Here is a 24234-nt window from a genome sequence, read left to right as displayed (position 1 = left end):
CTAGGCAATCATTGGAGGCCGTGTCATGGCAGCAAGTCTTAAACTGGTAGATGGTAAGGAAAAAAACGTGGACCGTCAGAAGGCTCTGGACGCGGCGCTCGCACAAATCGATCGCGCATTCGGTAAAGGCTCAGCGATGAAGCTGGGCTCCAAAGAAGCGATGAATGTTGAAGCAATTTCAACCGGCTCGCTTGGTTTGGATATTGCGCTTGGTATTGGCGGCTTACCAAAAGGCCGTGTTATCGAAGTATATGGCCCGGAAAGCTCGGGTAAGACGACATTGGCTCTGCATGTTTTGGCAGAAGCCCAAAAGGGTGGCGGAACCGTTGCCTTTGTTGATGCAGAACACGCCCTTGATCCGGTCTATGCCAAGAAGCTCGGCGTGGATATTGACGAATTGATCGTTTCACAGCCTGACACGGGTGAGCAAGCGCTGGAGATTGTCGATACGCTGGTGCGATCTAATGCGATTGACGTACTCGTGGTCGATTCTGTTGCGGCACTGGTCCCGCGTGCGGAGATCGAAGGCGAAATGGGCGATAGCCATGTAGGCTTGCAGGCACGCTTGATGTCGCAAAGCCTCCGCAAACTTACCGGTTCGATCAACCGTTCCAACTGCATGGTGATTTTCATCAACCAGCTGCGGATGAAGATTGGCGTGATGTACGGTAACCCGGAAGTTACAACCGGTGGTAACGCTCTTAAATTCTATGCTTCTGTCCGCCTTGATATTCGCCGGACAGGACAGATCAAAGACCGTGACGAAGTTATTGGCAACTCGACACGTGTGAAAGTGGTGAAGAACAAAGTTGCTCCGCCGTTCAAGCAGGTCGAATTTGATATCATGTATGGCAAAGGTATTTCCAAGACCGGTGAAATCCTCGATCTGGGTGTGAAAGCCGGTGTGGTAGAAAAATCGGGTTCTTGGTTCTCCTATGACTCGGTCCGGATCGGGCAGGGGCGTGAGAACTCAAAAACCTTCCTCGATGAGAATGTAGAAATGCGCGACAAGTTGGAAGCTGCGATCCGCGGCCGCACCGATGAAGTCGCCGAAGAGATGATGGCAGGTCCGGACGCAGAGGCCAGCGACGAAGACTGACATCATTTTTTCAAGCGGGTGCATGTAAGCGGCTGATTTAGCCAGCACCCGGGAAAACGGAAGACCGGCATGCGCGCCTTTATGGCCCGTGCCGGTTTTTCTCTTTTCGCTTTGCGGTCGCCTTCGTCTTGCCGGGTGCTGTTACTCAAAATCTATAGATCGCCTTATTGGGTCATACAGATCACTGAATCTGGCTTGTCGCTCAGGCTTTCAACCATTACGTGCATCTGATGCAATCCACGAACGATATCCGCCGGTCATTCCTAGACTACTTTGGCAGCAATGGGCATGCGCCCGTGCAGAGCGCACCTTTGGTGCCATATAATGACCCCACATTGATGTTCATCAATGCCGGTATGGTCCCGTTCAAAAACGTCTTCACCGGCCTCGAAACGCCGATCGCACCGCGCGCAACCAGCTCTCAAAAATGTGTCCGTGCTGGCGGTAAACATAATGATTTGGACAATGTTGGCTACACTGCGCGCCATCACACCTTTTTCGAGATGCTCGGCAATTTCTCGTTTGGTGATTACTTCAAGGAAGAAGCGATCACGCATGCATGGAATTTGCTAACCAAAGAATGGGGCCTGGCGCCGGAAAAACTCACAGCAACCGTCTATCATACAGATGATGAGGCTTTCGACCTGTGGCGCAAGATCGCCGGCCTTCCGGAAGACCGCATCATCCGGATCGCAACGAATGATAATTTCTGGTCGATGGGTGATACCGGCCCGTGCGGCCCGTGCAGCGAAGTCTTCTATGACCACGGCGATCACATTCCCGGTGGCCCTCCTGGTTCGCCAGATGAAGATGGCGACCGGTTCATCGAGATTTGGAACCTTGTCTTCATGCAGTTCGAGCAAGACGCTGACGGCCATCGGACCGATTTGCCCAAGCCCAGCATCGACACCGGCATGGGCTTGGAACGGGTCGCTGCCGTCATGCAAGGTGTTCATGACAATTACGACACCGACACATTCAAGGCGCTGATTGCGGCGTCAGAGAGTTTGACCGGCGTTGCCGCCGTTGGGGATAAGCAAGCCAGCCACCGCGTTATCGCGGATCACTTGCGGTCCACCAGCTTCTTGCTGGCCGATGGTGTGTTGCCGTCTAATGAAGGGCGTGGCTATGTCCTGCGCCGTATTATGCGGCGCGCCATGCGCCATGCGCATTTACTGGGCGCGCAGGATCCGCTGATGCACCGTTTGGTGCCGGAACTGGTCACTGAAATGGGGCAAGCCTACCCCGAACTGCAACGCGGCCAAGCACTCATCACCGAAGTGTTGGAACGCGAAGAAACGCAGTTCCGCCGTACGCTCGATAATGGCTTGCGGTTGCTCGATGATGCCACTGGCGCGATGAGCAGCGGCGATCAGCTGGATGGTGAAACGGCATTCAAGCTCTATGACACCTATGGCTTCCCCTATGACTTGACCGAGGATGCCTTGCGCGTCCGCGATATCGGTGTTGACCGGGCTGGCTTCGATGCCGCGATGGACCGGCAAAAAGCCGCCGCGCGCGCGGCATGGAAGGGGTCTGGCGATGCTGCCTCTACCGAAGTGTGGTTTGATATTGCCGAACGGGAAGGCAGCACAGAATTTACCGGCTACGCCTCAACCAGCGGCGAAGGTACTGTGGTTGCCTTGGTCAAGGATGGCGGGGAAGTACAGTCGGCCAAGACCGGTGACGAGATCATCATTTTGACCAACCAATCGCCGTTTTACGGTGAGAGCGGGGGGCAGGCGGGCGACACCGGCGTCATATCGACACCAGAAGGTTTGAAGGCTGCGGTTTCAGACACTGGCAAGCCGCTGGGCAGGCTGCATACCCATCAAGCGACAATAGAAGCCGGTTCGATTGCGGTCGGCGATACTGTGCATTTGGATGTCGATTCCGCACGGCGGGACCGGATCCGTGCCAATCACTCAGCAACGCACCTCGTCCACGCTGCTTTGCGCAACCGTCTCGGCGATCATGTTACCCAGAAGGGTTCTTTGGTGGCAGAGGATCGCTTCCGGTTTGACTTCTCCCACCCCAAACCGATGAGCGACGAGGATATTGCGCTGATTGAGGCTGAAGTGAATGCTGAAATCCGCGCTAATGAAGAAGTATCAACGCGGCTTATGAGCCCCGATGATGCAATCGAAGCGGGCGCGATGGCCCTGTTCGGCGAGAAATATGGTGATGAGGTTCGCGTATTGTCGATGGGACAAGCGGGCGATACCGGCCGCAATTATTCGGTCGAATTGTGCGGCGGCACCCATGTGAAAGCGACGGGTGATATTGGTGTTTTCCGGATTGTATCCGAAAGCGCGGTGTCGTCCGGTGTTCGCCGGATTGAAGCATTGACCGGAGAGAATGCCCGCCGTTGGCTGGTCGAACGTGAAGACACATTAAAGACAGTGGCCGGAGCGCTCAAGACGTCTCCCGATGAAGTGGCAGAGCGTGTGGCGGCACTGGTCAGCGAACGCAAAGCGTTGGAGAAAGAACTGGCCGACGCCCGCAAGCAATTGGCGCTTGGCGGCAATGGCGGCGGCGCTGCGCCGACAGCGGATGAAGATATTGGCGGCATCAAGTTCTCTGGGCAAGTCCTCGAAGGGCTCAACCCGAAAGAGCTGCGCGGCCTACTAGATGACGCCAAAACGCGGCTCGGTTCCGGTATTGCAGCGGCAGTGGCCGTCAATGATGGCCGGGCAGCCTTTGCTGCTGCTGTGACGGACGATCTGACAGAACGGTTTGATGCTGTGACTTTGGTGAAAGCCGGTGTCGAGGCTTTGGGCGGCAAGGGCGGCGGTGGCCGGGCCGATATGGCGCAAGGCGGCGGTCCTGACGGTGCCAAGGCAGATGATGCTTTGGCAGCAGTGCGTGCCATCATCGCAGGGTAAGAACTCGGGTTATTATTCGGCAGTCGAGGTGCGTAATTTGGGTTTATAGTCCAGCGCACCCTCCTGCTCGATTTTGACCCTGAATTCATCACGCTTCTCGTGAATTGACGCGATGACCGGGCCCATTGGCACGCCAATGTCGACCAGCACTGCTTCTGATAGTTGCAACGAACTTTCCAGATTTTCCGGAATCGCGTGGCTCGCACCGGCGCGATAGAGATCTGCGGCGTGGGCAGTATCGCGCGCACGGGCAACAATCAGAAGGTCGGGATACTCTTTGCGCAATTTGCGCGTCAGGCGCTCGGCCAAAACCGGCTCATCCATAGTGAGCACGACTGCGGGCGATGTTTCGATCCCCAATCGGCTGAGCGCATCACCGCGCACTGCATCGCCAAAGGTGGCGCGGTACCCGTCGCGTTTGGCGGACTCGATCAAGTCGGCATCGGAATCAATCGCGACGTAAGGCTTCTCGTGGCGCGTGAGCATCTGCGCCACCAATCTGCCAACCCGGCCGATACCAATTATCAAAACCCTCGGTTCCGCCTCGTCATCGCCTTCGTCCAATTGCGGAACCGGCTCTACGCGGCGCGCAATGACTCGCCCGAGGCGTGCAAGCAGCGGTGTCACCGTCAGGCCGATGGCGGTCACAATCTGCCAGAACTGGGCAGTTTCAGCATCAATCAGAAGCGCTGCGCTTGCTGCTGCAAGAACAATCAGCGTGGTCTCTGATGGGCTGGCCATCAAGATGCCCGTTTCTGCCGCTGTGCTGCGCCGCGCACCCATCAGGCGTAGGAGCACGCCCGTAACCAGCGCCTTAAACAGCAGCACAGATATGACGGCAAATGCGATTGTTCCCAGATCTTTCCATACTGTGAAGAGGTCAATCGACATTCCGATGGTGATCAGGAAGATCCCCAAAGCAAGCCCTTTAAACGGTTCGATGATACCTTCGACTTCATTGTGATATTCAGTCTCTGCGATCAGCAGGCCTGCGATGATCGCACCCACAATGGGGGAAAGGCCGACGACCGAGGTAGCGAGGCTGGCGCCAATCACCACCAGCAAGCTGGCGGCGAGAAATAGCTCCGGACTTTTGGTTCGGGCAGCTTGGGCAAACAGCCGGGGCAGGGCGATGCGCCCGAATACAAGCAGCGCAGCGACCACTAACCCGCCTTGCCACAAGGTTGTAAGTAGACCCGACCAGCCGTCGCTTTGCGCGGCAGGGGCCATCGCGCCGAGCACAAAGATGATCGGGACAATCATAATGTCTTCAAACAGGAGCATCGATAAAGCCGCGCGCCCAACGGGCGAGGATGTGCCGGATATTGGCAGCACAATGGCGGTAGACGAAAATGCCAATGCGAGGCCAAGTGCCATTGCCCCGGTCCAATATTGGCCCATCATGGTCAGCACAATGGCGAGGCTGGTCCCGATAATCAGCAGTTCCAGCGCGCCCAAGCCGAACACCAGCTTGCGCATCTGCCATAATCGTTTGAACGATAATTCCAGCCCGATGGTGAACAGCAGCAATATAATCCCGAATTCAGCGTAGGGCTCAAGCGCCGCCGGATCGCCTATGGTTATGTGGGAAAGCCACGGTATGTCCGGCACCAGGCTGCCAAGGCCAAATGGGCCGACAGCGATACCGATAAGAATGAACCCGATAACAGGCGTAATCCGGAACCGGGTAAACACAGGGATGACAAGGCCGGCCGCGCCGAGAATTACCAGCGCGTCGCCCATTGCCGATGTGTCAAGTTCTCCCGCCATAACGGCAAGTTACACCGCGTGTACAATCATGTCACGGCAAAGGTTGCGACTTTTTATCCGCCGCCAGCGGTCGCTGTGCCAATGGGCGCGCGGCGCGGTTTGGAACGGCCGCCATGTTCGCCTTCTTCATCCCATTCGATCCGGTACAAATCGAACCGGCGATCCGCCAGATTGCGCACTGTGCCTTCCGCGCGGGCCCAACTCAGATCGGCAAGGTTGATATCGCTGATAGTCAGCGTTTCGACATTCTCGCTCGCTTCGGCGGCAATGCCGTCACGCGCAAAAGGGAAATCGCACGGCGTCAGAATGCAGCTTTGCGCATATTGGATGTCCATATTGGCGACGTTGGGCAGATTGCCGACATTGCCCGACATCACGACATAGCACTGGTTCTCGATCGCGCGCGCCTGAGCGCAATAGCGGACCCGTAAATAGCCCTGACGGCTGTCGGTGCAGAACGGTACGAAGATTATCCGCGCGCCTTCATCGGCCAATCGGCGGGAGAGTTCGGGAAATTCGCTGTCGTAACAGATCTGAACGCCAATCGGGCCGCAATCGGTCTGGATCACTTCGACCGTATCGCCGCCTTTGATGTTCCACCAATAGCGTTCGTTCGGGGTGGGGTGGATCTTTTCCTGTTCATGGACCGATCCATCGCGCAGGCAGACATAGGCGATATTGTGGATGTCACCATCATCCATCCGGGTCGGGTGCGATCCAGCGATGATGTTAATATTGTACTGCATGGCAAAATCGGAAAAATCGGTTTTCAGGCGCGGCGTATATTCAGACAGCCGTTCTATGGCTTCGACGGGAGAGAGTTCTTTCTCCTCGAAACTGAGCAGCATCAGAGTAAATAATTCGGGAAAGACGATGAAGTCCGCTTCATAATCGCTTGCGACATCAATGAAATATTCAACCGCCGCGATGAACTCTTCATAGCTTTTGACCGCGCGGGCCTGCAATTGGCACGTCGCCACCCGGACCGCCTCGACCCCGCGAGGGAGGCGTTTTTTGACCGGCTGATCGCGCTCGACATAGGGATTGCGCCAGGCCATCAAAACGGCGTTAGCTGCCGATTGCTTATCTTCCGGCAGATAGCCTTCCAAAATGCGCTCCGGTTCAAAGCCATTGGCCAATTGGAAACGCAGCACCGGATCGTGGATTTTTCCGGCGATGACTTTGTCGAGATAATCCTGCGGGCTGTCCGCTCCACCGGTCTTACGGCGCTTTGCCCGGGCGTATCCGGGCATCCGTCCGCCAAAGACGATACCGGTCAGATCGCGGTCCTCGGCCAAGGCGCGGCGTTCTTCATATAGGCGCCGCCCGATACGCACACCGCGCACTTTGGGATCGACACACATTTCATAGCCATACAGCCAGTCGCCGGTCGGATCGTGACGGCTGCCATAGCCATTGCCGCTGATCTCGTCCCAATCGTGATCGGTAAAGACCACCGGCTCGGGCAATTGCATCGACGCGCAATAGCCGACGACTTCATCATCGAGCAGCGCGACAAAGCAGCCTTCGGGAAAGTTGTTAATCTGCCCGCGAATTTCGCCCAGAGTATAAGGCGGAAGTTCAGTGTAAACGCGCCGGATGAGAGCGGCGATGCCGCGAATATCCTTGACCAGAGCACCGCGAATTTCGAGGCGGCGCTTGCCGAATTTTTCAGCAGATTTACGGGCTACGCGGCGCGGCTGTTTCGGCGGAGGTGTGCTTTGGGTTGGCTTGGCCACGCATTTATGTCCTGTTGTTTGATCCGCCGATGATTAGCAGGCGATTTCTGCCCCGCCCAGTGCAGAATTGCGCCACAAAAAAGGCGGATGCCGGTTTCCCGACACCCGCCTTTCAAATGGCTAGAAAAAGAGAGGCTTAAGCGGCCATTTCTTTCTCAAGATTGGTCACAATCGCTTCAAAGAATTGCTCGGTTGTCAGCCAGTTTTGCTCCGGGCCGATCAGCAGTGCCAGATCTTTGGTCATTTGGCCGTTTTCGACAGTCTCGATGCACACACGCTCAAGCGTCTCGGCGAATTTCACCACTTCAGGTGTTTCGTCAAACTTACCGCGATACATAAGGCCGCGCGTCCATGCGAAGATGGAAGCAATCGGGTTGGTCGATGTCGCTTTGCCTTGCTCATGCTGGCGGAAGTGACGGGTGACGGTGCCGTGCGCAGCTTCTGCTTCGACAGTCTTGCCATCCGGCGTCATCAGAACCGATGTCATCAGGCCGAGCGAGCCGAAGCCTTGCGCCACGATGTCGGACTGAACATCGCCGTCATAGTTCTTACAGGCCCAAACGAATTTGCCGCTCCATTTCAGGGCTGCAGCAACCATATCGTCAATCAAACGGTGCTCATATGTGATACCCGCAGCATCGAAGTCTGCTTTGAATTCATTCTCGAACACTTCTTCAAACAGATCTTTGAAGCGGCCATCATACTTCTTCATGATGGTGTTCTTGGTCGAGAGGTACACAGGCCATCCGCGATCAAGGCCGTAAGACAGGCTGGCGCGGGCGAAATCACGGATCGAATCGTCCAGATTGTACATCGCCATCGCGACGCCGGAGCTTTCAAATTCGAATACGTCGAGATCAATTTTCTCGCCATCATTGCCTTCAAACACCAAGCGCAGCTTCCCTGCACCCGGGATCAGTGTGTCGGTGGCGCGGTACTGATCACCAAACGCGTGACGGCCGACTACAATCGGGTCAGTCCAACCCGGGACCAGACGCGGTACATTGTCAATTACGATCGGCTCACGGAAGACAACCCCGCCGAGGATGTTGCGGATAGTGCCGTTTGGCGAGCGCCACATTTGCTTCAGGCCAAACTCTTCAACGCGGGCTTCATCAGGAGTGATGGTCGCGCATTTCACGCCGACACCGTGTTCCTTGATCGCATTGGCGCAATCAACGGTGATTTGGTCATCAGTTTCGTCACGCTTCTCGATGGACAAATCATAATATTTCAGATCGATATCGAGGTATGGCAGGATCAAACGTTCGCGGATCCACTGCCAGATAATTTTCGTCATTTCATCGCCGTCGATTTCGACAACGGGGTTCTTCACGGTGATTTTCGCCATGGGGAGATATGCCTTCTTCTAGGGTGTGGGTGCGCCTTAGCAGAGGAGGGGCCAGAGGCAAGGTCGAGAGAGGCGCGACAATGCAAAAAAGGCACCGCGATTGCGATGCCTTTTTTCAATGATGGTGGGCGTAGAGAGAGTTGAACTCCCGACCCCTACAATGTCAATGTAGTGCTCTACCACTGAGCTATACGCCCACACCATCATGTGCCTGCTAAATGCAGGTGCGCCCATTAGCGCCAGCCAATCTGCGGCGCAAGAGCAGTCTTGGATATTATCGATTAAACTGTGATGCCTAAAGACTGGCCTGGGCTTGATCTTCAAAAATCCGTTGAACTTCCAGCACCAAATCCCGCAAATGGAAGGGTTTAGACAGAACTTTTGCGGTCGGTTGTTCTTTGCTCGCTTTGAGGGTCACGGCAGCAAAGCCCGTTATAAACATCACTTTTGTGTGGGGGCTAACCTCGTTGCACCGCTGGGCCAGCTCGATGCCGTCCATTTCTGGCATGACTATATCAGACAATAGGAGGTCAAAATGCTCCGCCTCCAGACGCGGCACAGCCTCCGTTCCGCGATCAACAGACACCACCTCATAACCAGCTTTTTCAAGAGCGCGGGTAAGGTAACCGCGCATGGCATCGTCATCCTCAGCAAGAAGGATTCGGGGGGCGTGTGATTCCGTCATGAAGGTGTTGATAGGCCAATTCACTTAAGAAATCTTTCGCATTGTTGCAGTTGACCAGCTTTGAGACAGGGCGACCGACAAAAAAGGTTCGCTTGGACTTGCGGGCAGCCTCGGTTAAGTCTTCATGCGATGCCGACCAAGCTCCACGCCAATGATTCTGTGCCATACAGTACTGTGACCACCCGTGGTGGGCGTATCCCTGGCACCCGAAGGCCAGCATTCTCTCTATCGGTTCGGGAAGATAGGCCGATCCCGGTGCTGATTGCAGCCCCTCATGCCGGGAGACACTATCCCGAGGCTTTGCTCAGTAAGATGCGGCGGCCGGAATATTCACAAGTGCGATTGGAAGATCGCTATGTCGATGGGGTGGCTGCACATGCCGCGCGGATGACGGGGGCAGATTTGCTGGTCGCGCATGCGCCGCGCGCGATGCTAGATTTGAACCGGGCAAGCGATGATGTGGACTGGACTATGGTTGCCGAAGGGGCGCCCGATGGCCACTCTCAGTCTGGCACAAACAGACGGGCACGCAGCGGGCTTGGCCTTGTTCCGCGCAGGCTAGCTGGTCTGGGTGAGATTTGGCGGGAATCGTTACCCTCAGACGAGTTGAACCAGCGGATTGCACATATTCACCAACCCTACCATTCTGCCGTCGCGCGGTCATTGGAAGGTATACGTGATCATTGGGGGGCCGCGTTACTGCTGGACATTCATTCTATGCCGCCGCTTAAGAAAGCGCATGAAGACGACCGACCAGCGCATTTCGTGATCGGTGATCGTTTTGGTGGTTCAGCCAATGACCGATTGGTGGCATCGGCAATCCAATTACTCAATGCAGAGGGCGCCAATGTTGCACATAACCGTCCATATGCAGGCGGGTATGTGCTGGATCGTCACGCGAAGCAGGGGCGCCAAATCCATGCCATCCAGATCGAGATTTGCCGCTCTCTTTATTTGGATAAGGCACTCTCTCAGCCTACTACCCGGATGCAGGCTGTCGGCGATCTCATTGGCAATCTTGTGCGGGAATTAGGTGAGCAAGTAGCGATGCTGGGCCGGCAAGGTCGACAGCCGTTAGCGGCAGAATAACCCTGTTCATTCGAGAGTTTACCGGGCTGTAATCCATCCAAAAAAAACCACCCCGTATAAAACATACGGAGTGGCCGAGGTTCAGGGAGTAATACGCGTTAGCGTATTGTCCGGTCGGCTATGAGGGAGGGGTGCCTTCCGGATACAAATAAAATGGCGATGGCTTGGCGGTCTTTCAACCCCAAACCATCGCCATTAAAACACAATTTATCGGTATTTAGGCCGCTGGGCCTTCAAGGTTCGGGCCCTTGCCTTGACCAACCTGACGAGCAAAAATCGTACGCATCAGTTCTAGAGACATCAAATGGGCATAAATCAGTCCGATAATACCGTTCTTATTCCACTCCCGCAGAACATCTCCGCGAACTTCCTGCAGTTTTTCCTGATTGACCATCTGGAAGCCGCGATAGACGAATGGCTTGTCTTCATTTTCGGGTTGTGAGATCGCGATTTCACCATCCATCAACAGATCGTGCTTTTTAAGCTCGTCTACAAAACTCTTTGTGCGTTGACCGGCACTTTCAAAATGCTCACAAAATTCTAGAATACGCTTGGTAGCGTCAGTTGCTTGACCTTCTGCGTCGAACAGTTTTTCACCGTCTTCAAACTCGCCGACTGCACCAGCAGTTGGATCGAAGCAAAGCGACAAGTCGTCACCCTCAGGGGTAAGTTTGGCCAACATAAATGGATAGCGGCGTATGTAGGCCGGCAAATAGATCGGATCGTTGATCTTACCTTCATCATCAACGTAAGTGTTCACGCCTTCATTCAAGCCCATCAGTGCTAGTGGCAAAGGATTTTCGCCAGAAGAGAATACGATTGGAAAATCGCGTTGTGCCTGGATAAATTCTTCAACGGTCAAAGGGATTGCGTGATGTTTGCTAAGCCAAACCGCTGAATCCAAAGACTTGGTATTCCAAGTGGCATGGTCGCGGCTGTTAAGCGGCATCAAATCATTGTAAAACAAAGGCAGGTTAGGCTGCGGCGCGCTGGCCATGATTACGTCTCCGGTTCTTCTGAATATTCCGTGGTCGACGTGATCCCCTAAGACCCCGTCTGATATGCAGCGCGCGCTTTACGGTGTGTTAGGTCCCTGCGCAAGTGGGCGCGCAAGTGGGCGCGTTTTTGATCATCGCTCACCAATCGGGATCAGGTTGGCTCGGCCGGAATGAGCTTGCCGGGATTCAATAGCCCTTGCGGGTCCAGCGCGTTTTTGACCGACCGCAGAATGGACAGGGCGGCGGGATCACCCAACCTGCCGAGCTCGTCACGTTTCATTTGCCCAATGCCGTGTTCCGCGCTGATGGATCCATTCCATTCAGTAACACAATCATGAACAAAAATACTGATCTGCTTGCCCTCTTCCTCTTCCCAAACGCCGCCTATAGCGCCTTTCGGAGCCAACACGTGGTAGTGCACATTACCATCGCCCAGATGCCCAAAAGCCAGCGCAGCGGTGCCGGGGAAAGCGTTCTCAACGCGCGGCACAGTATCAGCGATAAAGTCTGCCATGCGCGACACAGGAACAGAGATGTCGTGCTGCATCGCCGGACCGATGGCGCGTTCGGCAGGCGATATCGAATCGCGCAACAGCCAGAATGCTTCCGCCTGTGTTTCATTGGCTGAATAGGTGCCGTCTTCGATCAAGCTGCTTTCTAAAGCTTTCGCCAAAACGCTTTCGGCGAGGTCGTTCAACGCCTCTGCATTATCGGTACCAGCGACAATCTCGATTAACGCGTACCATCGATGCCTGTCGCTCAGAGGATTGCGAGCAGATGGGAGGTAATCCAAAACAGCAGACAGACAGTGATCGGGCAGTATTTCAAATCCCTCCAGCCCGTCGCCGCACATATCTTTGCACATGATCAGCAGGTCGCGGGCATTCTGCACCTTCGGCAAGCCCACCCATAGAACAGTCCTCCCGCCGATTCGCGGGGACAAGAACAATGTCGCTGCGGTTACAATCCCCAAAGTCCCTTCCGAGCCGATCAAGAGCTGTTTCAGATCAAAGCCGCGATTGTCTTTTTTCAGCGGGGTGAGGGAATTGTAGATTTGCCCGTCTGCCATCACGGCCTCGATTCCGGCGACTTGTTCTCTCATAGTGCCGTGACGTAGCACTTGCGTGCCGCCGGCATTGGTTGAGATGAGCCCACCAATCGTAGCGGAACCCTTACCGCCCAACGTGAGCGGGAAACGCAGATCATGCTGTTCTGCTTCGGTGTGAAGCGATTGCAGGATGACACCGGCCCCGCAGGTTACTTGCCGTGCATTGGGATCGATCGGGCTGATATCGTTCAATTGCCGCAGCGAGAGGATGATTGCGGTGCCGCTGGCATCCGGCGTCGCGCCGCCAGACATCCCGCTATTTCCGCCTTGCGGCACGATATTCACGCCGTGCTGTGCGCACAGTCTAACCAGCTGGGAAACTTGCTCTGTGGATTGGGGGGAGGCCATGCCAATCGCCTTGCCCGTATAGCGACCACGCCAATCGGTCAGCCAAGGATCGATCAGGTCTGCATCACAGGTAAATCCCCGCGGGCCGAGAACATCATGCGCTGCGGAAATAAAGGCGGTGTAATCGATCATCGGCCCAATATGGCTGTTCAGTTTGCCAAATGCCACCTCTTGCGTACTGCCGTGACATAATTAAGCCGTCGTTCAACCTATTTTGCTAATTGGCACTGGCTCGATGGTTTCTTAAGACGAATCATCTGGCCGTGTCCGTTGTTAAAAGGCTGAATACAGTTCTGATGCCGAACCTCTTTGCCATGCTAGCGCCCTTGGCGCTTATCCTTCCCGGCTTGCCGGCAGGAAACGGCGATGATGCACAGAACAGCAATTTGACCCCTGAAGCAGACGTACCGCAGCAATCGTCTTCGCAAGAATGGTTGATGTTGGAAGGCGCCAACGGGGTGCCTGTCCAGATGCAGGTCCGCATCCAGCAACGCGTGATCATTCGCGTGTCGCCCAGCAGGAATGCACAGCGCAGTTTCTTGTCGACCCTGCCGCAGGGTGAACAGCCTCAGGAAATGGCCGAGCGCAAAGTGGGTAAATGCGTAAAGGCCAACCAGATTGCCGGTGTGCAGCCCATGCGCGATAATCGGCTGATGCTGTTTATGCGGGACCGCAAGTTGATTGCGGCAAACCTCGAAAAAGCCTGTTCCGCACGCGATTTCTATTCAGGGTTTTACCTTGAGCCGAACAAGGACGGGCAGATCTGTATTGATCGCGACAAATTGAAATCTCGGACCGGCGCAAACTGCGAAATGAAACGTCTGCGCCAGCTGATACCAGCCCAGACCTAAGCCTTCGGGGCGCAGGGCTTGGCCCAGCTCGGGCGAATTCTTGACTTTTTACGCTTTTGCGCACAGGTGCAAAGCGATTTTAACGCTCGGGCGCGCTGCTTGGCACCTTCGCGGGAATTTCCCGCCCTATCCGGATATTTAGACCTTTATGAAATTTGCCGATCTCGGCCTTTCCGATGAGCTTTTGAAAGCGGTTGAAGCCGCTGGCTACACCGAACCTACGCCCATTCAAGCGCAAGCTATTCCCGCCGTCCTGATGATGAAGGACTTGATCGGGATCGCCCAGACGGGAACGGGAAAAACCGCCAGCTTTGTGCTGCCCATGATTGACGTGATGGCCAGTGGCCGCCGCCGCGCTTTGATGCCGCGCTCGCTCATTCTTGAACCAACGCGTGAACTCGCCGCTCAAGTTGCCGAAAACTTTGAGAAATATGGTGAGAACCATGATCTTAAAATGGCACTTCTGATTGGCGGTGTGCAAATGGGTGATCAGTTGAAGGCCCTGAATGAAGGGGTCGATGTTCTGATCGCAACCCCTGGCCGCCTGATGGATCTGTTTGAACGCGGCAAGATCATGCTCAATGGCTGCGAGCTGTTGGTGATCGATGAAGCTGACCGGATGCTCGACATGGGGTTCATCCCCGATATCGAGTTTATCTGTGACAAGCTGCCAACTACTCGCCAGACAATGCTGTTTTCGGCAACGATGCCGCCAGTGATCAAGAAACTGGCGGATAAGTTTCTGACCAATCCCAAGCAGATCGAAGTCAGCCGGGCGGGCAATACAAACGAGAATATCACATCCTTCAAAGTGATGGTGAAGCCGCGTCAAAAGCGGGAAACACTGGAATGGATGCTCCGCAACGATCATGTTGAAACCGCAATTGTATTTTCCAACAAAAAAACGACAGTTCGCGAGCTCAACAAAACACTGCAGCGTAACGGTTTCAAAAGCGGTGAAATTCATGGCGATATCGATCAAGCCAGCCGGCAGAAAGAACTGGAACGGTTCAAATCAGGTGAAGTGAACATTCTGGTCGCTTCCGACGTCGCGGCGCGCGGATTGGATATTAAAGGCGTTAGCCACGTATTCAATTATGATACGCCGTGGCACCCCGATGATTATGTCCACCGGATTGGTCGGACAGGCCGGGCAGGGGCCAAAGGCCGCGCTTTTACATTTGTAACCGATGCTGACGCTGAAGCGATTGGCAACGTTGAGAAACTGACCGGCAGCGAAATCAAAATATTCGGCAAGGAAGATGTCCGTGTCGAATTGAAAGAAGAAACCGCGCCGAAAGCGAAACGCGCACCGAAGCAAGATTCGACTGAGGACGAGAAGCCCAAACGATCACGTTCGAAGAAGAACGAAAGCGAACCTCGTGAAGCGCGCAAGCCCAGAGATAGTAAGCGCGATAGCAAGCGTGATGATAAGCGCGAAGAGCGCCCCAAAAAACCACGCAATGATAGGCCTACGAAAACTGAGGATTCCAAGCCTCGCGGCCGCCGCCGAGATCAGGATGACGAGCCAGTGCCAGCAGGCGAGTGGAACGGGCCAAAACCTGATTTCTTGGGTGTAGGTTTCGACTAAGCCAGACTGCAGGTCCTATAAAAGCACGATAAATGTATCCCAGTCCAACAGCACCAGAACGCTATGCCGACGGTATGGTTCACGCTCTTAGCCTGGTGGCGTTCTTTATAGCTGGCGCTTTTTTGCTGCCGGTGGCCGCAGCGCAGGGCGACCCCAAGCTGGTGTCGGCAACGGCAATCTATGTGACTGCGATTTTGGCCTCGATCAGCATCTCCGGTGCCTACCACCTGTTGCCCCATCACCATATGCGCAAGACATTGCAGCGGTGGGATCACGCGGCGATCTATACCCTGATTGCCGGGACATTTAGCCCTCTGCTCGTTTTATCGGACACGACCAGCGCCTATGTCATTTTGGCAGTGGTGTGGTTTTTCGCCTTTGCGGGTGTGTTGTTCAAAGTGTTCGGCACCAATATTGAAGCGAAATGGTCGCTTGCATCCTATCTCGGGCTGGGATGGTTTGGGTTGTTTGCATTGCCGGATTTCTGGGACGCATTGCCAACCTCCGCCTTAGTGGCGCTGGGGTCTGGCGGATTGTTCTACACGGTTGGCACGCTGTTTTATAAAAGCAAATCGCTCAGCTTCCGCTATCCGATCTGGCATTTTTTCGGATTGCTCGGCGGGTCATCCTTCTTCGCGGCGATTTGGATCAGTCTGGCGAATGCAAGCAGCTGAGGTCTAGTCAGCTAGGCTGATGAAGCTGTCGATTACGCGCTTGGTGCCCGATTGTTCAAAGTTAATTTCCAGCTTGTTGCCTTCTTGCGCCATCACGGTGCCATAGCCGAACTTGTCATGGAACACCCGCGCACCCAGCGCGATGTCGCTGCGCGGTTTTGCAGCGAAACTGGCAGCGCTTCGCCGCGGTTCTTTGACAACTGCGGGAGAGGCGGAATAGCTACCCGATAAAGCCCGCTGAAAGCCGGGGCCGCGCGTGCCGCTGCGATTTGTGCTCACATGGGCAAACGGGTCATCGCTTTCTGACCAATTGGCGCGCCACAGGGAAGCGCCGCCCGACATAGTGGTTTCTTTCTCGACAAATTCTTCAGGCAGCTCTTCCACAAAGCGGCTTGGGATGGAGCTGGTCCATTGCCCGTAAATCCGGCGATTTGCGGCATGGAGAATGGTACAACGCCGCCGTGCCCGCGTGATCGCCACATAGGCAAGCCGGCGTTCTTCTTCCAAACTGGCAAGGCCGCCTTCGTCGAGAGATCGTTGCGAGGGAAATACGCCTTCTTCCCAACCCGGCAGGAAGACATTGTTGAATTCCAGCCCCTTCGCACCGTGCATGGTCATAATGGTGACTTTTTCCTCATCCGGGGAGGAATCATTATCCATCACCAAGCTGACATGTTCAAGAAAATCACCCAGCGTTTCATAGTCTTCCATTGCACGGGCGAGTTCGGACAGGTTTTCTATTCTGCCTGCAGCTTCAGTGGAACGCTCTGCTTCCAGCATCGCACTATATCCGCTCTCGTCCAGGACGATGCGCAGCAATTCAGCCGGTGCGGTCTGTGTTTCCAATTCCCGCCATCTCAGGAAGTCACGCATCAATGCGCCGATTGTATTGCCAGCGCGTTTCGGCAGTTCGTCACTATCGGCCAATTGGAGGGAAGCAGCAGCCAGCGGCATATTGGCCGCGCGGGCATATTGGTACATCTTTTCCAGCGTCTTTGCGCCAAGCCCGCGTTTTGGTTGGTTATATATCCGCTCAAAAGCGAGGTCGTCAGCCGGCTGCGCAATGACCCGCAAATAGGCCAGAGCATCGCGAATTTCAGCGCGTTCATAGAAACGGAAGCCGCCAATAATCCGGTAATTGAGGCCGATCTGAATAAACCGGTCTTCAAATTCGCGCGTCTGATATTGGGCCCGTACCAGAATCGCAATTTCGTCTAGCGGTGCGCCTTCACGTTCCAGCCGCTCGATGTCTTCACCGACACGCCGGGCTTCTTCCGGCGCATCCCAAACGCCGATAACGCGAACCTTGTCACCCTTGGGAAGCTCGGTCCATAATTCCTTGCCAAGCCGTTGGCTGTTGGCATGGATCAAGCCGGAGGCGGCCCCGAGAATTTCCGGAGTGGAGCGGTAATTTTGTTCCAGCTTGATCACTTTCGCACCGGGAAAGTCTTTCTCAAACCGCAGGATATTGGCAACCTCTGCACCGCGCCACGAGTAAATTGACTGGTCATCATCCCCCACCACGCAGATATTCTTGCGTTCCTGGGCGAGTAGCCGGAGCCACAAATATTGGACTTGGTTGGTGTCCTGATACTCATCCACCAGAATATATTTGAACCGTTGCCGATATTGCCCCAGCACCTCGTGATGTGTGCGGAAGATATTGAGCACATGCAGCAGCAAATCGCCAAAATCGCAGGCATTCAGCGCCTTTAGCCGGTCTTGATATAGGCGGTAAAACTCTTGCCCACGGCCATTGGCGTAGGTTTCATTATCGACCGCGTCCAAATCTTTGGGGTTGAGGCCGCGGTTTTTCCAACTGTCGATCAATCCGGCCAATTGGCGCGGCGGCCAGCGTTTTTCATCGACATCATTATCGCGGATCAACTGCTTCAAAAGTCGCAGCTGGTCGTCGGTATCAATGATCGTGTAATTGCTTTGAAGCCCGACCAGCTCTGCATGGCGGCGTAGCATTTTTGCGGCGATGGAATGGAACGTGCCGAGCCACGGTATTCCTTCTACTGCAGGGCCAATATGTCCGCCAACCCGTTCGCGCATTTCACGCGCTGCTTTGTTGGTGAAGGTCACGCACAGAATTTCACTGGGCCACGCTTTGCGCATCGCGACCAAATGCGCGAGGCGTGCGGTAAGGGCTGCGGTTTTTCCTGTTCCGGCACCGGCAAGCATCAGCACTGGCCCTTCTGTGGTCAGTACAGCATCCTTCTGCGGATCGTTGAGACGGGCAGCATAGGCGGGAATATCACCGCCCGCGTTGTTGGTTTTAGGGGCGCTGGTTTGGGGGGAAGGGGGATTGGTCATGCAGCGGAACAGGTAAAGAACATTGCTCGCCGGATCAAGCGGCGCTGCGCAGGAAGCTGAGCTTGGCCTTGCCGACATTGCGCTCCGCCTCAAGGCTATAGTCTTTCAGCATCACATCTTCGTGCCGTGCAGTTTCCAGAACGCACCATGTCGATGGGCCGACCCAGCCGAGCCGGTACAATTTATCAAGCGCAACCATTCCGGCGCCGGTATCATAGGGCGGGTCGAGCAGTATAAGGTCCAGCGGGGATTTTGCGGGGCCGAGCGACAGCACCGAACTGGCCCGAACATCGGTGCGCAGCTTTGCATCGAATGCTGCAATATTGGCACGGATGGCTTTCACGGCGCTATCGTCTTGCTCGACGAACAGGCAATGTGCCGCGCCCCGCGAAAGCGCTTCCAGCCCCAATGCGCCAGACCCGGCGAACAGGTCCGCAACGCGCAATTCTTCGAATGATCCCAAACGGCTGTTGAGCATATTGAACAAGGTTTCACGGGTACGATCAACCGTTGGGCGGGTTGTATCGCCCTTGGGTGCGGTAATCTTACGTCCGCGCCATTCGCCAGCAATAATCCGCATTATTTTCCGCTCGTCAGCAAGTGTTTGCGGTACCGCTCTACATCAGCTTGTTTGATTTCGCTGACCATTCCGCGTTTGATATCACCCAGCAAAAACGGACCATAGGCGGTCCGCATCAGGCGGTTTACTTCCAAGCCCATATATTCAAGAACATTCCGGACTTCGCGGTTTTTACCCTCTGTCAGGGTCAATTCGATCCACTGGTTGCGGCCTGTGCGGCGTTCCAGATTGGCGTTGATCGAGCCGTAACGGACACCTTCAATGGTGATACCATCCATCAAATCTTCCAGCTGGGCTTGGGAGATATCGCCAAACGCACGGGCGCGGTAGGTGCGCGGAATGCCGCTGCTGGGCAATTCCATCGCGCGCTTCAACTCGCCATCATTGGTCATAAGCAGCAAGCCCTCGGTATTAAAATCCAGCCGGCCCACCGGCATTACACGCGGGGCGTCTTTCGGCATTGAGTTTTCTAGCGCATCATAAATTGTGCCGCGACCGCTGAAATCCCGTTCTGCGGTCAACAGGCCCGGCGGTTTGTTAAAGCAAAATAGCCGCGCCGGTTCGGGCTTTCGAACGGGTTTGTCATCCACCGTAACCCCGTTGAGGTTAGGAATAATGGTAGCCGCAGTTTCCAGAACCTTTCCATCAATAGCCACGCGGCCATCATCGATCATCCGTTCCACTTCGCGGCGGCTGGCAACACCGGCACGAGCGAGCAGTTTGGCAATCCGGTGGCCTTCAGGCTTGGAATTGTCTGGTTTTTCAGATGGGGTGGCAGGAGTGGGGGTGATTTTGACCATGGCGGGCGGTTACGCGCTTGGCCCGTCGCACTCAAGCTTTACTGCGTATCGCCTGTTGAACCGTTTCATGAAAGCGCAAAATGCCGGTTTCGAGCGACCCCAACGTCAATTCGGGAACAGCGCCGGTTTCGAGCCCTTGCTGACCCAGCTCGGCAGCGCGAAAGTCCTCGCTCGCAAATACCCCGCCATCAAGCAGATTCCAGCTCCGTTCCCAATGGTCGCGCGCTTTATCAGTTGTGGGTCTTTCAGGGATTAGCATGAAGTCCTCCACCACTGTGTGATTATGCGCATCGGGCATCAAGACCATGACATTCACATAATCGGGGCTGGGGATCACGATTGTCGCGGGCAATAATTGATAGGCGAAAGTGATGACGCGGCGCATCGCAGCCATATCGGTCAGATCGACGGTCTCCATTTCCTCCAATCGCCCAACCGCAGAGCGCGCATGTGGCCCGATCATATCCCCCGCTGTCACGCCGTCTTTGAAAAACGGCCCGATGGTGTTCGCGTGGAGCCGCGTGACATGGTAACTTTCCAGAAACGCATCCATGATGAGCTTCCAGTTGCCGGCAACTTCGTGCGTTTTACGCCGGTACAGGAACAGATCATCCATGCCGAAAGCGGAAAAATCTTCCCCAAGTGTTCGCGCATCGGAGAAATCTGCGCCCTGTTCCGGTGCGAACCAGATAAGTCCGCCAGCTTCGCAGCTGGGCAATTCGATCAGGCCATGATCCGATTTATCGAGGCCGGGGAAAGTCTCCGGGCGGGGCAGGGCCAGCAACTTTCCATCCAGCTTATAGGTCCAAGCGTGATAGGGGCAGACCAGCCGTTTCGCGCATTGCACATCCTCGCCTTCCATCAGCCGCGTTCCGCGGTGGCGGCAGACATTCAGGAAGACATGGGCAGCGCCATCTGCATCGCGGGTAATTAGAAGCGGCTTGCCTGTCTGATCGTGCGGAACAGCCATATTGGCATCAGGTAGCAGTGCGGATGGCGCGATCACTTGCGGCAGCCGATCGAACAAGGCGGCTTTCTCTGCCAGCCAATGCTCTGGATCGGTATACACACTCGCCGGGACATGGGTGATGCCTGTATCCGTTCGGTTTTCGCCGCGTGCAATGGCCTGAGCAAGCGCTAATTGTCCGCTTGTCGGCTGCAATCCCCCGATTTCAGTTCCGATCACGTTCATACCACTCTTCCCTAAATGCGCCGAGACGCTAGTGTCGCACGAAATTTGCCGCATTCAAAGGGACGGGGATACTATGGGCGAAGCCGCCGCACAGGAAAAGCCGGGTTGGCGCAAGGTTCTGGCCGCGTTGAGGCACCGCAAGACCGGATATATGTTGTTGTTCGGTTTTGCTGCCGGGCTGCCTTATGCATTGCTGCTGGGTACGCTGTACGCATGGCTGTCCGATGCAGAGGTCGATCTGGAAACGATGGGCGTATTCTCGCTGATCGGCCTGTCATATGCGTTCAAATTCCTATGGTCCCCGGCGCTTGACCGGGTCGATATACCCGGCCTGAAATTGCTCGGTAAACGCAAGCAATGGATGGTGACCGCGCAATTGCTGCTTGGCGCGATCCTTGTCATTCTGTCGATGCTTGATCCGGTTTCCCAACTTGGCTGGTTTTCTCTACTCGCCGGGATCGGTGCCTTTGCCAGCGCGACGCAGGATGTGGTGATTGATGCATGGCGCGTGGATGTTGCGGATGAAACCGCGACCATCGATATTCTCTCCACCGTTTATCAAATGGGCTACCGGATCGCGGCTCTGGTTGGCGGCGCGCTGGCACTGTTTTTGGCAGAGCGGACAAGTTGGCCGACAGTCTATCTGATCATGGGCGCAATATTGCTGTTTGTCGGTTTCTTGGGCCTGTTCGCGCCCGATACGAATGCCAAAGATTTGAAAGATGCGCAGGATGCCAAGGGGGAAGACCCTTATGGTTTGCGCGAAGCTGGGCAGGTTAATCCGCGCACCCGCATGATTGCTTTGATCGGCGTCGGCGCATTGTGGGGCTGGGCACTGATTACTGTGGGCGTATTCATGGTCCGCTCGCTCGCCAATGACCCTGATGCGCGCCCGGATTCGGTGGCGTTCATATCGACGATGGGGCCGCTGGTGGTCGTGGCCACGGTGGTTATACCCGCTCTGATCGCCGCATGGATTGTGCAGCAGGAAAAGCGCGGCACCAATTTGTTGAACGCGCCAAAACCTGCAGCTTCGTCTTTGGAGCGGGCAGGGGATCACCTCTACCGCGCATTGGTATTGCCATTGGTGGAATTTGTCGGCCGGATGGGCTGGTCGCTGGTGCTGATATTGGCGCTGGTACTCACCTACCGCATTACCGATGCAGTGTGGGGTACATTTGCCTATCCATTCTATTTGGGCGAACTCAACTATTCCAAAGATGAAGTTGCGATTGCTTCCAAATTCTTCGGCGTGGGGGCGGTTGTGTTTGGCCTTGCCTTGGGCGGATATTTGCTCACCGTTCTGGGCCGGATGATGACGCTGACCTTGGGCGCGCTTCTCGCGGCACTCACCAATCTGCTATATGCTGACCTTGCCATTGGCGGTTTTCGTATGGCGGCAGTCAGCGACTTCATCGGCTTTACATGGGCGGTTGAACAGTTTGGCGGCGACCAAAGACTGGCCAAGCTGATGGTCACTATCGGCGCGGAAAATCTCGCGGTCGGGATAGCGGGTGCGGCCTTCGTCGCGTGGCTCTCCTCCATTGTGGCGCGCGGATATAGCGCGGTCCAATATGCGCTGCTGTCGTCATTGACGATGCTTGTCGGCACTTTGGGCCGCGGGGCGCTGGGCAAAATGATCGAGGAGCAAAGCTATTACGACGTGTTTATTCTGACCACGCTGATCGGCTTCGTCGCAGTTGCACTGTGCTTGATCGAATGGGTGCGCGTTGCCCGGCTGGGCAAAGATAGCGGGATGGATGAGGTCGCGCTCAAAAACGCCTAATCCGGCAGTTCGCCATGCAGTTTCAGGACTTCGCCTGCCAAGTACAGTGAGCCGAGGATGGCGACGGGTTGCCATTCATCATTCGGTCTACCCCTGTTGAGCATATGCAATGCGCTTTCGACATCGTCGGCAGCGCCGTGCCCGGCAATGCCCGCAGCCTTGGCCATAGCACGCAATGCGCCGGGGCTGTGACAGTCGTGTCCAGGTATAGGAACGCCGACTAACACGTCGGTGACGGGGGCGATTGTCTGAATGAACTGCTGGGCGTTCTTATTACTAAGCATTCCCAATATCACATTGATTTTAGGCCCATTTTCGGTGAAGTTAATGACCGCCCTTGGGTCTTTTGACAGTGTCTCCCTGATGGCCTCTGCTGCATTCGCATTGTGGCCGCCATCGACCCAGATATCGAAACAATGATCGATATCATGTAGCCGCCCATCTTTCAGCCGCTGCATTCTTGCGGGCCATTGGGCTGTGCCCGCACCAGTTTTTATTGCATCCTCGCTAACCGGCACTTGCCTTTGATGGCGCAGCATGGCGATGGCGAGGCCAGCATTTTCGGCCTGGTGCGCGCCGAATAATGACGGCAAGGGTAGGTCCAGATCACCGAAATCATCGCTATAATGCAGCCTGTCCGTTGCCGTGATATTCCAAGCGTTTCCGCGCATCACCAACGGCACGCCATGCTTGGTGGCGGCTTTTTCTATTTCTAATGCAGCCTCGGCGGCGTAGCTTTGCGTGACCAGCGCAGCCCCGGCCTTTGCAATGCCCGCTTTCTCAAATGCGATCCGCGCGATGGGAATGTCCGGCGTGCCTTCCTCTGGTGCCAGCAGGAATTGTTCGTGATCAATGCCCAGTGCAGCGATCCCGCAAACGGCTGGCTGTTCGATAACATTCGTCGCATCGAACCGCCCGCCCAGACCGACTTCGATCACGCAGGCGTCGGCGGCGTTGCGGGAAAAAGCGAGGAAGCTGGCAGCAATGGTAACTTCAAAAAAGCTGGGCCCAAGACCCTCACAGCTATCCAGAACTTCTGCCAATAACTCCGCCAGATAGTCATCCTCGATCAGCGTTCCGGCAATGCGGATCCGCTCATTGTACCGAACCAGATGCGGGCTGGAGGTGACGTGGACGCGCTTGCCATCAGCCTCCAGCATCGCGCGCAGAAAGGCGCAGCTAGAGCCTTTGCCATTGGTTCCGGCAACATGGAAAACCGGAGGAAGTTTCCGGTGCGGATTATCCAGCCGCGCCATCATCGCGCGCATGGTATCAAGGCCAAATCGCCCTTGCGGCAAGGACAGTTTCGCCAATCGGTCAAGCTGCTGCCGGACCGCCGGATGATCGGACGTACCGAAGTCTGCCACCG

General features: G+C 55.5%; 18 protein-coding genes and 1 tRNA gene. 7 read left to right on the top strand and 12 right to left on the bottom strand.

Annotated features, from left to right (window positions below; genetic code table 11):
• The first annotated feature begins 25 nt into the window (after positions 1-25).
• The gene (gene recA / locus HKD42_RS06455) at positions 26-1099 is read left to right on the top strand and encodes a recombinase RecA (protein ID WP_170011393.1); all 1074 of its coding nucleotides are present in this window, start codon (positions 26-28) and stop codon (positions 1097-1099) included.
• Between the two features lie 230 nt (positions 1100-1329).
• Positions 1330-3984, top strand: a complete 2655-nt coding sequence (alaS, locus tag HKD42_RS06450; RefSeq protein ID WP_170011391.1) for an alanine--tRNA ligase — start codon at positions 1330-1332, stop codon at positions 3982-3984.
• A gap of 12 nt (positions 3985-3996) precedes the next feature.
• Here alaS and HKD42_RS06445 read toward each other — a convergent pair whose 3' ends face one another.
• The 5 genes from HKD42_RS06445 to cpdR all read right to left on the bottom strand — a co-directional run bounded on the left by HKD42_RS06445 (position 3997) and on the right by cpdR (position 9529).
• Entirely contained in the window at positions 3997-5754 is a 1758-nt protein-coding gene (locus HKD42_RS06445; protein WP_170011389.1) for a cation:proton antiporter domain-containing protein, read from the bottom strand.
• A 53-nt stretch (positions 5755-5807) separates the two neighbouring features.
• Complete coding sequence (locus HKD42_RS06440) at positions 5808-7400, bottom strand: GNAT family N-acetyltransferase (RefSeq protein ID WP_343042260.1); 1593 nt, start codon at positions 7398-7400, stop codon at positions 5808-5810.
• 229 nt (positions 7401-7629) lie between these two features.
• Positions 7630-8844 carry an NADP-dependent isocitrate dehydrogenase gene (locus HKD42_RS06435; RefSeq protein WP_170011385.1) on the bottom strand — a complete coding sequence of 405 codons (1215 nt, stop codon included), beginning with the start codon at positions 8842-8844 and terminating at the stop codon, positions 7630-7632.
• Between the two features lie 122 nt (positions 8845-8966).
• Positions 8967-9041: transfer RNA gene (locus tag HKD42_RS06430), tRNA-Val, on the bottom strand.
• Positions 9042-9139: 98 nt separating this feature from the next.
• Positions 9140-9529, bottom strand: a complete 390-nt coding sequence (cpdR, locus tag HKD42_RS06425) for a cell cycle two-component system response regulator CpdR (RefSeq protein ID WP_170011383.1) — start codon at positions 9527-9529, stop codon at positions 9140-9142.
• A 129-nt stretch (positions 9530-9658) separates the two neighbouring features.
• Between cpdR and HKD42_RS06420 the strand changes: the two genes are divergently transcribed.
• A complete protein-coding gene (locus HKD42_RS06420; protein WP_170011382.1) occupies positions 9659-10618 on the top strand; it encodes an N-formylglutamate amidohydrolase in 960 nt (319 codons plus the stop codon).
• 217 nt (positions 10619-10835) lie between these two features.
• Here the strand turns inward: HKD42_RS06420 and HKD42_RS06415 are convergent, their stop codons facing one another.
• Both HKD42_RS06415 and HKD42_RS06410 read right to left on the bottom strand, forming a co-directional pair.
• On the bottom strand, positions 10836-11615 hold the full coding sequence (locus HKD42_RS06415; RefSeq protein ID WP_170011380.1) for a SapC family protein: 780 nt from the start codon (positions 11613-11615) through the stop codon (positions 10836-10838).
• Positions 11616-11767: 152 nt separating this feature from the next.
• Positions 11768-13204 carry an FAD-binding oxidoreductase gene (locus HKD42_RS06410; RefSeq protein WP_170011378.1) on the bottom strand — a complete coding sequence of 479 codons (1437 nt, stop codon included), beginning with the start codon at positions 13202-13204 and terminating at the stop codon, positions 11768-11770.
• Between the two features lie 164 nt (positions 13205-13368).
• Here HKD42_RS06410 and HKD42_RS06405 point away from each other — a divergent pair, with 164 nt between their 5' ends.
• The 3 genes from HKD42_RS06405 to trhA all read left to right on the top strand — a co-directional run bounded on the left by HKD42_RS06405 (position 13369) and on the right by trhA (position 16188).
• Positions 13369-13923, top strand: a complete 555-nt coding sequence (locus tag HKD42_RS06405; protein WP_170011376.1) for a hypothetical protein — start codon at positions 13369-13371, stop codon at positions 13921-13923.
• A gap of 148 nt (positions 13924-14071) precedes the next feature.
• On the top strand, positions 14072-15514 hold the full coding sequence (locus HKD42_RS06400; protein WP_170011374.1) for a DEAD/DEAH box helicase: 1443 nt from the start codon (positions 14072-14074) through the stop codon (positions 15512-15514).
• Between the two features lie 32 nt (positions 15515-15546).
• Positions 15547-16188, top strand: coding sequence for a PAQR family membrane homeostasis protein TrhA (gene trhA, locus HKD42_RS06395; protein WP_170011372.1), 642 nt, complete (start codon positions 15547-15549; stop codon positions 16186-16188).
• A 3-nt stretch (positions 16189-16191) separates the two neighbouring features.
• Here trhA and HKD42_RS06390 read toward each other — a convergent pair whose 3' ends face one another.
• The 4 genes from HKD42_RS06390 to HKD42_RS06375 are packed head-to-tail and all read right to left on the bottom strand — an operon-like array spanning position 16192 to position 21079.
• Positions 16192-18507 (bottom strand): ATP-dependent helicase, encoded by a 2316-nt coding sequence (locus HKD42_RS06390; protein ID WP_170011363.1) that lies wholly within the window; start codon positions 18505-18507, stop codon positions 16192-16194.
• 34 nt (positions 18508-18541) lie between these two features.
• A complete protein-coding gene (gene rsmD, locus HKD42_RS06385) occupies positions 18542-19087 on the bottom strand; it encodes a 16S rRNA (guanine(966)-N(2))-methyltransferase RsmD (protein WP_170011361.1) in 546 nt (181 codons plus the stop codon).
• Positions 19087-19887, bottom strand: a complete 801-nt coding sequence (locus tag HKD42_RS06380) for a pseudouridine synthase (protein ID WP_170011359.1) — start codon at positions 19885-19887, stop codon at positions 19087-19089. Before HKD42_RS06380 ends, rsmD begins: the two co-directional genes overlap by 1 nt.
• Before the next feature lie 31 nt (positions 19888-19918).
• Positions 19919-21079, bottom strand: coding sequence for an aromatic ring-hydroxylating oxygenase subunit alpha (locus tag HKD42_RS06375; RefSeq protein WP_170011357.1), 1161 nt, complete (start codon positions 21077-21079; stop codon positions 19919-19921).
• A 73-nt stretch (positions 21080-21152) separates the two neighbouring features.
• Between HKD42_RS06375 and HKD42_RS06370 the strand changes: the two genes are divergently transcribed.
• Positions 21153-22865: an AmpG family muropeptide MFS transporter gene (locus HKD42_RS06370; protein WP_170011355.1), complete on the top strand. Its 1713-nt coding sequence runs from the start codon at positions 21153-21155 to the stop codon at positions 22863-22865.
• Here HKD42_RS06370 and HKD42_RS06365 read toward each other — a convergent pair.
• Positions 22862-24232 carry a folylpolyglutamate synthase/dihydrofolate synthase family protein gene (locus tag HKD42_RS06365; RefSeq protein WP_170011353.1) on the bottom strand — a complete coding sequence of 457 codons (1371 nt, stop codon included), beginning with the start codon at positions 24230-24232 and terminating at the stop codon, positions 22862-22864. The genes HKD42_RS06370 and HKD42_RS06365 overlap by 4 nt on opposite strands.
• Positions 24233-24234 lie beyond the last annotated feature (2 nt).

Origin of the sequence: Pontixanthobacter rizhaonensis, from assembly GCF_012972675.1 — a bacterium.
In the GTDB taxonomy this organism is placed as follows: Bacteria; Pseudomonadota; Alphaproteobacteria; order Sphingomonadales; family Sphingomonadaceae; genus Pontixanthobacter; species Pontixanthobacter rizhaonensis.
This window is presented reverse-complemented; position numbering and strand designations above follow the sequence as displayed.

Bases quoted from the DNA above. Each gene is read 5' to 3' on its own strand.
- HKD42_RS06435 (WP_170011385.1), bottom strand. From the start codon at position 8,844: ATGGCGAAAATCACCGTGAAGAACCCCGTTGTCGAAATCGACGGCGAT.
- HKD42_RS06410 (WP_170011378.1), bottom strand. From the start codon at position 13,204: ATGATCGATTACACCGCCTTTATTTCCGCAGCGCATGATGTTCTCGGC.
- HKD42_RS06445 (WP_170011389.1), bottom strand. From the start codon at position 5,754: ATGGCGGGAGAACTTGACACATCGGCAATGGGCGACGCGCTGGTAATT.
- HKD42_RS06415 (WP_170011380.1), bottom strand. From the start codon at position 11,615: ATGGCCAGCGCGCCGCAGCCTAACCTGCCTTTGTTTTACAATGATTTG.
- trhA (WP_170011372.1), top strand. From the start codon at position 15,547: ATGTATCCCAGTCCAACAGCACCAGAACGCTATGCCGACGGTATGGTT.
- HKD42_RS06420 (WP_170011382.1), top strand. From the start codon at position 9,659: ATGCCGACCAAGCTCCACGCCAATGATTCTGTGCCATACAGTACTGTG.
- HKD42_RS06370 (WP_170011355.1), top strand. From the start codon at position 21,153: ATGGGCGAAGCCGCCGCACAGGAAAAGCCGGGTTGGCGCAAGGTTCTG.
- HKD42_RS06400 (WP_170011374.1), top strand. From the start codon at position 14,072: ATGAAATTTGCCGATCTCGGCCTTTCCGATGAGCTTTTGAAAGCGGTT.
- alaS (WP_170011391.1), top strand. From the start codon at position 1,330: ATGCAATCCACGAACGATATCCGCCGGTCATTCCTAGACTACTTTGGC.
- HKD42_RS06380 (WP_170011359.1), bottom strand. From the start codon at position 19,887: ATGGTCAAAATCACCCCCACTCCTGCCACCCCATCTGAAAAACCAGAC.
- recA (WP_170011393.1), top strand. From the start codon at position 26: ATGGCAGCAAGTCTTAAACTGGTAGATGGTAAGGAAAAAAACGTGGAC.
- HKD42_RS06405 (WP_170011376.1), top strand. From the start codon at position 13,369: ATGCCGAACCTCTTTGCCATGCTAGCGCCCTTGGCGCTTATCCTTCCC.
- HKD42_RS06390 (WP_170011363.1), bottom strand. From the start codon at position 18,507: ATGACCAATCCCCCTTCCCCCCAAACCAGCGCCCCTAAAACCAACAAC.
- rsmD (WP_170011361.1), bottom strand. From the start codon at position 19,087: ATGCGGATTATTGCTGGCGAATGGCGCGGACGTAAGATTACCGCACCC.
- HKD42_RS06375 (WP_170011357.1), bottom strand. From the start codon at position 21,079: ATGAACGTGATCGGAACTGAAATCGGGGGATTGCAGCCGACAAGCGGA.
- cpdR (WP_170011383.1), bottom strand. From the start codon at position 9,529: ATGACGGAATCACACGCCCCCCGAATCCTTCTTGCTGAGGATGACGAT.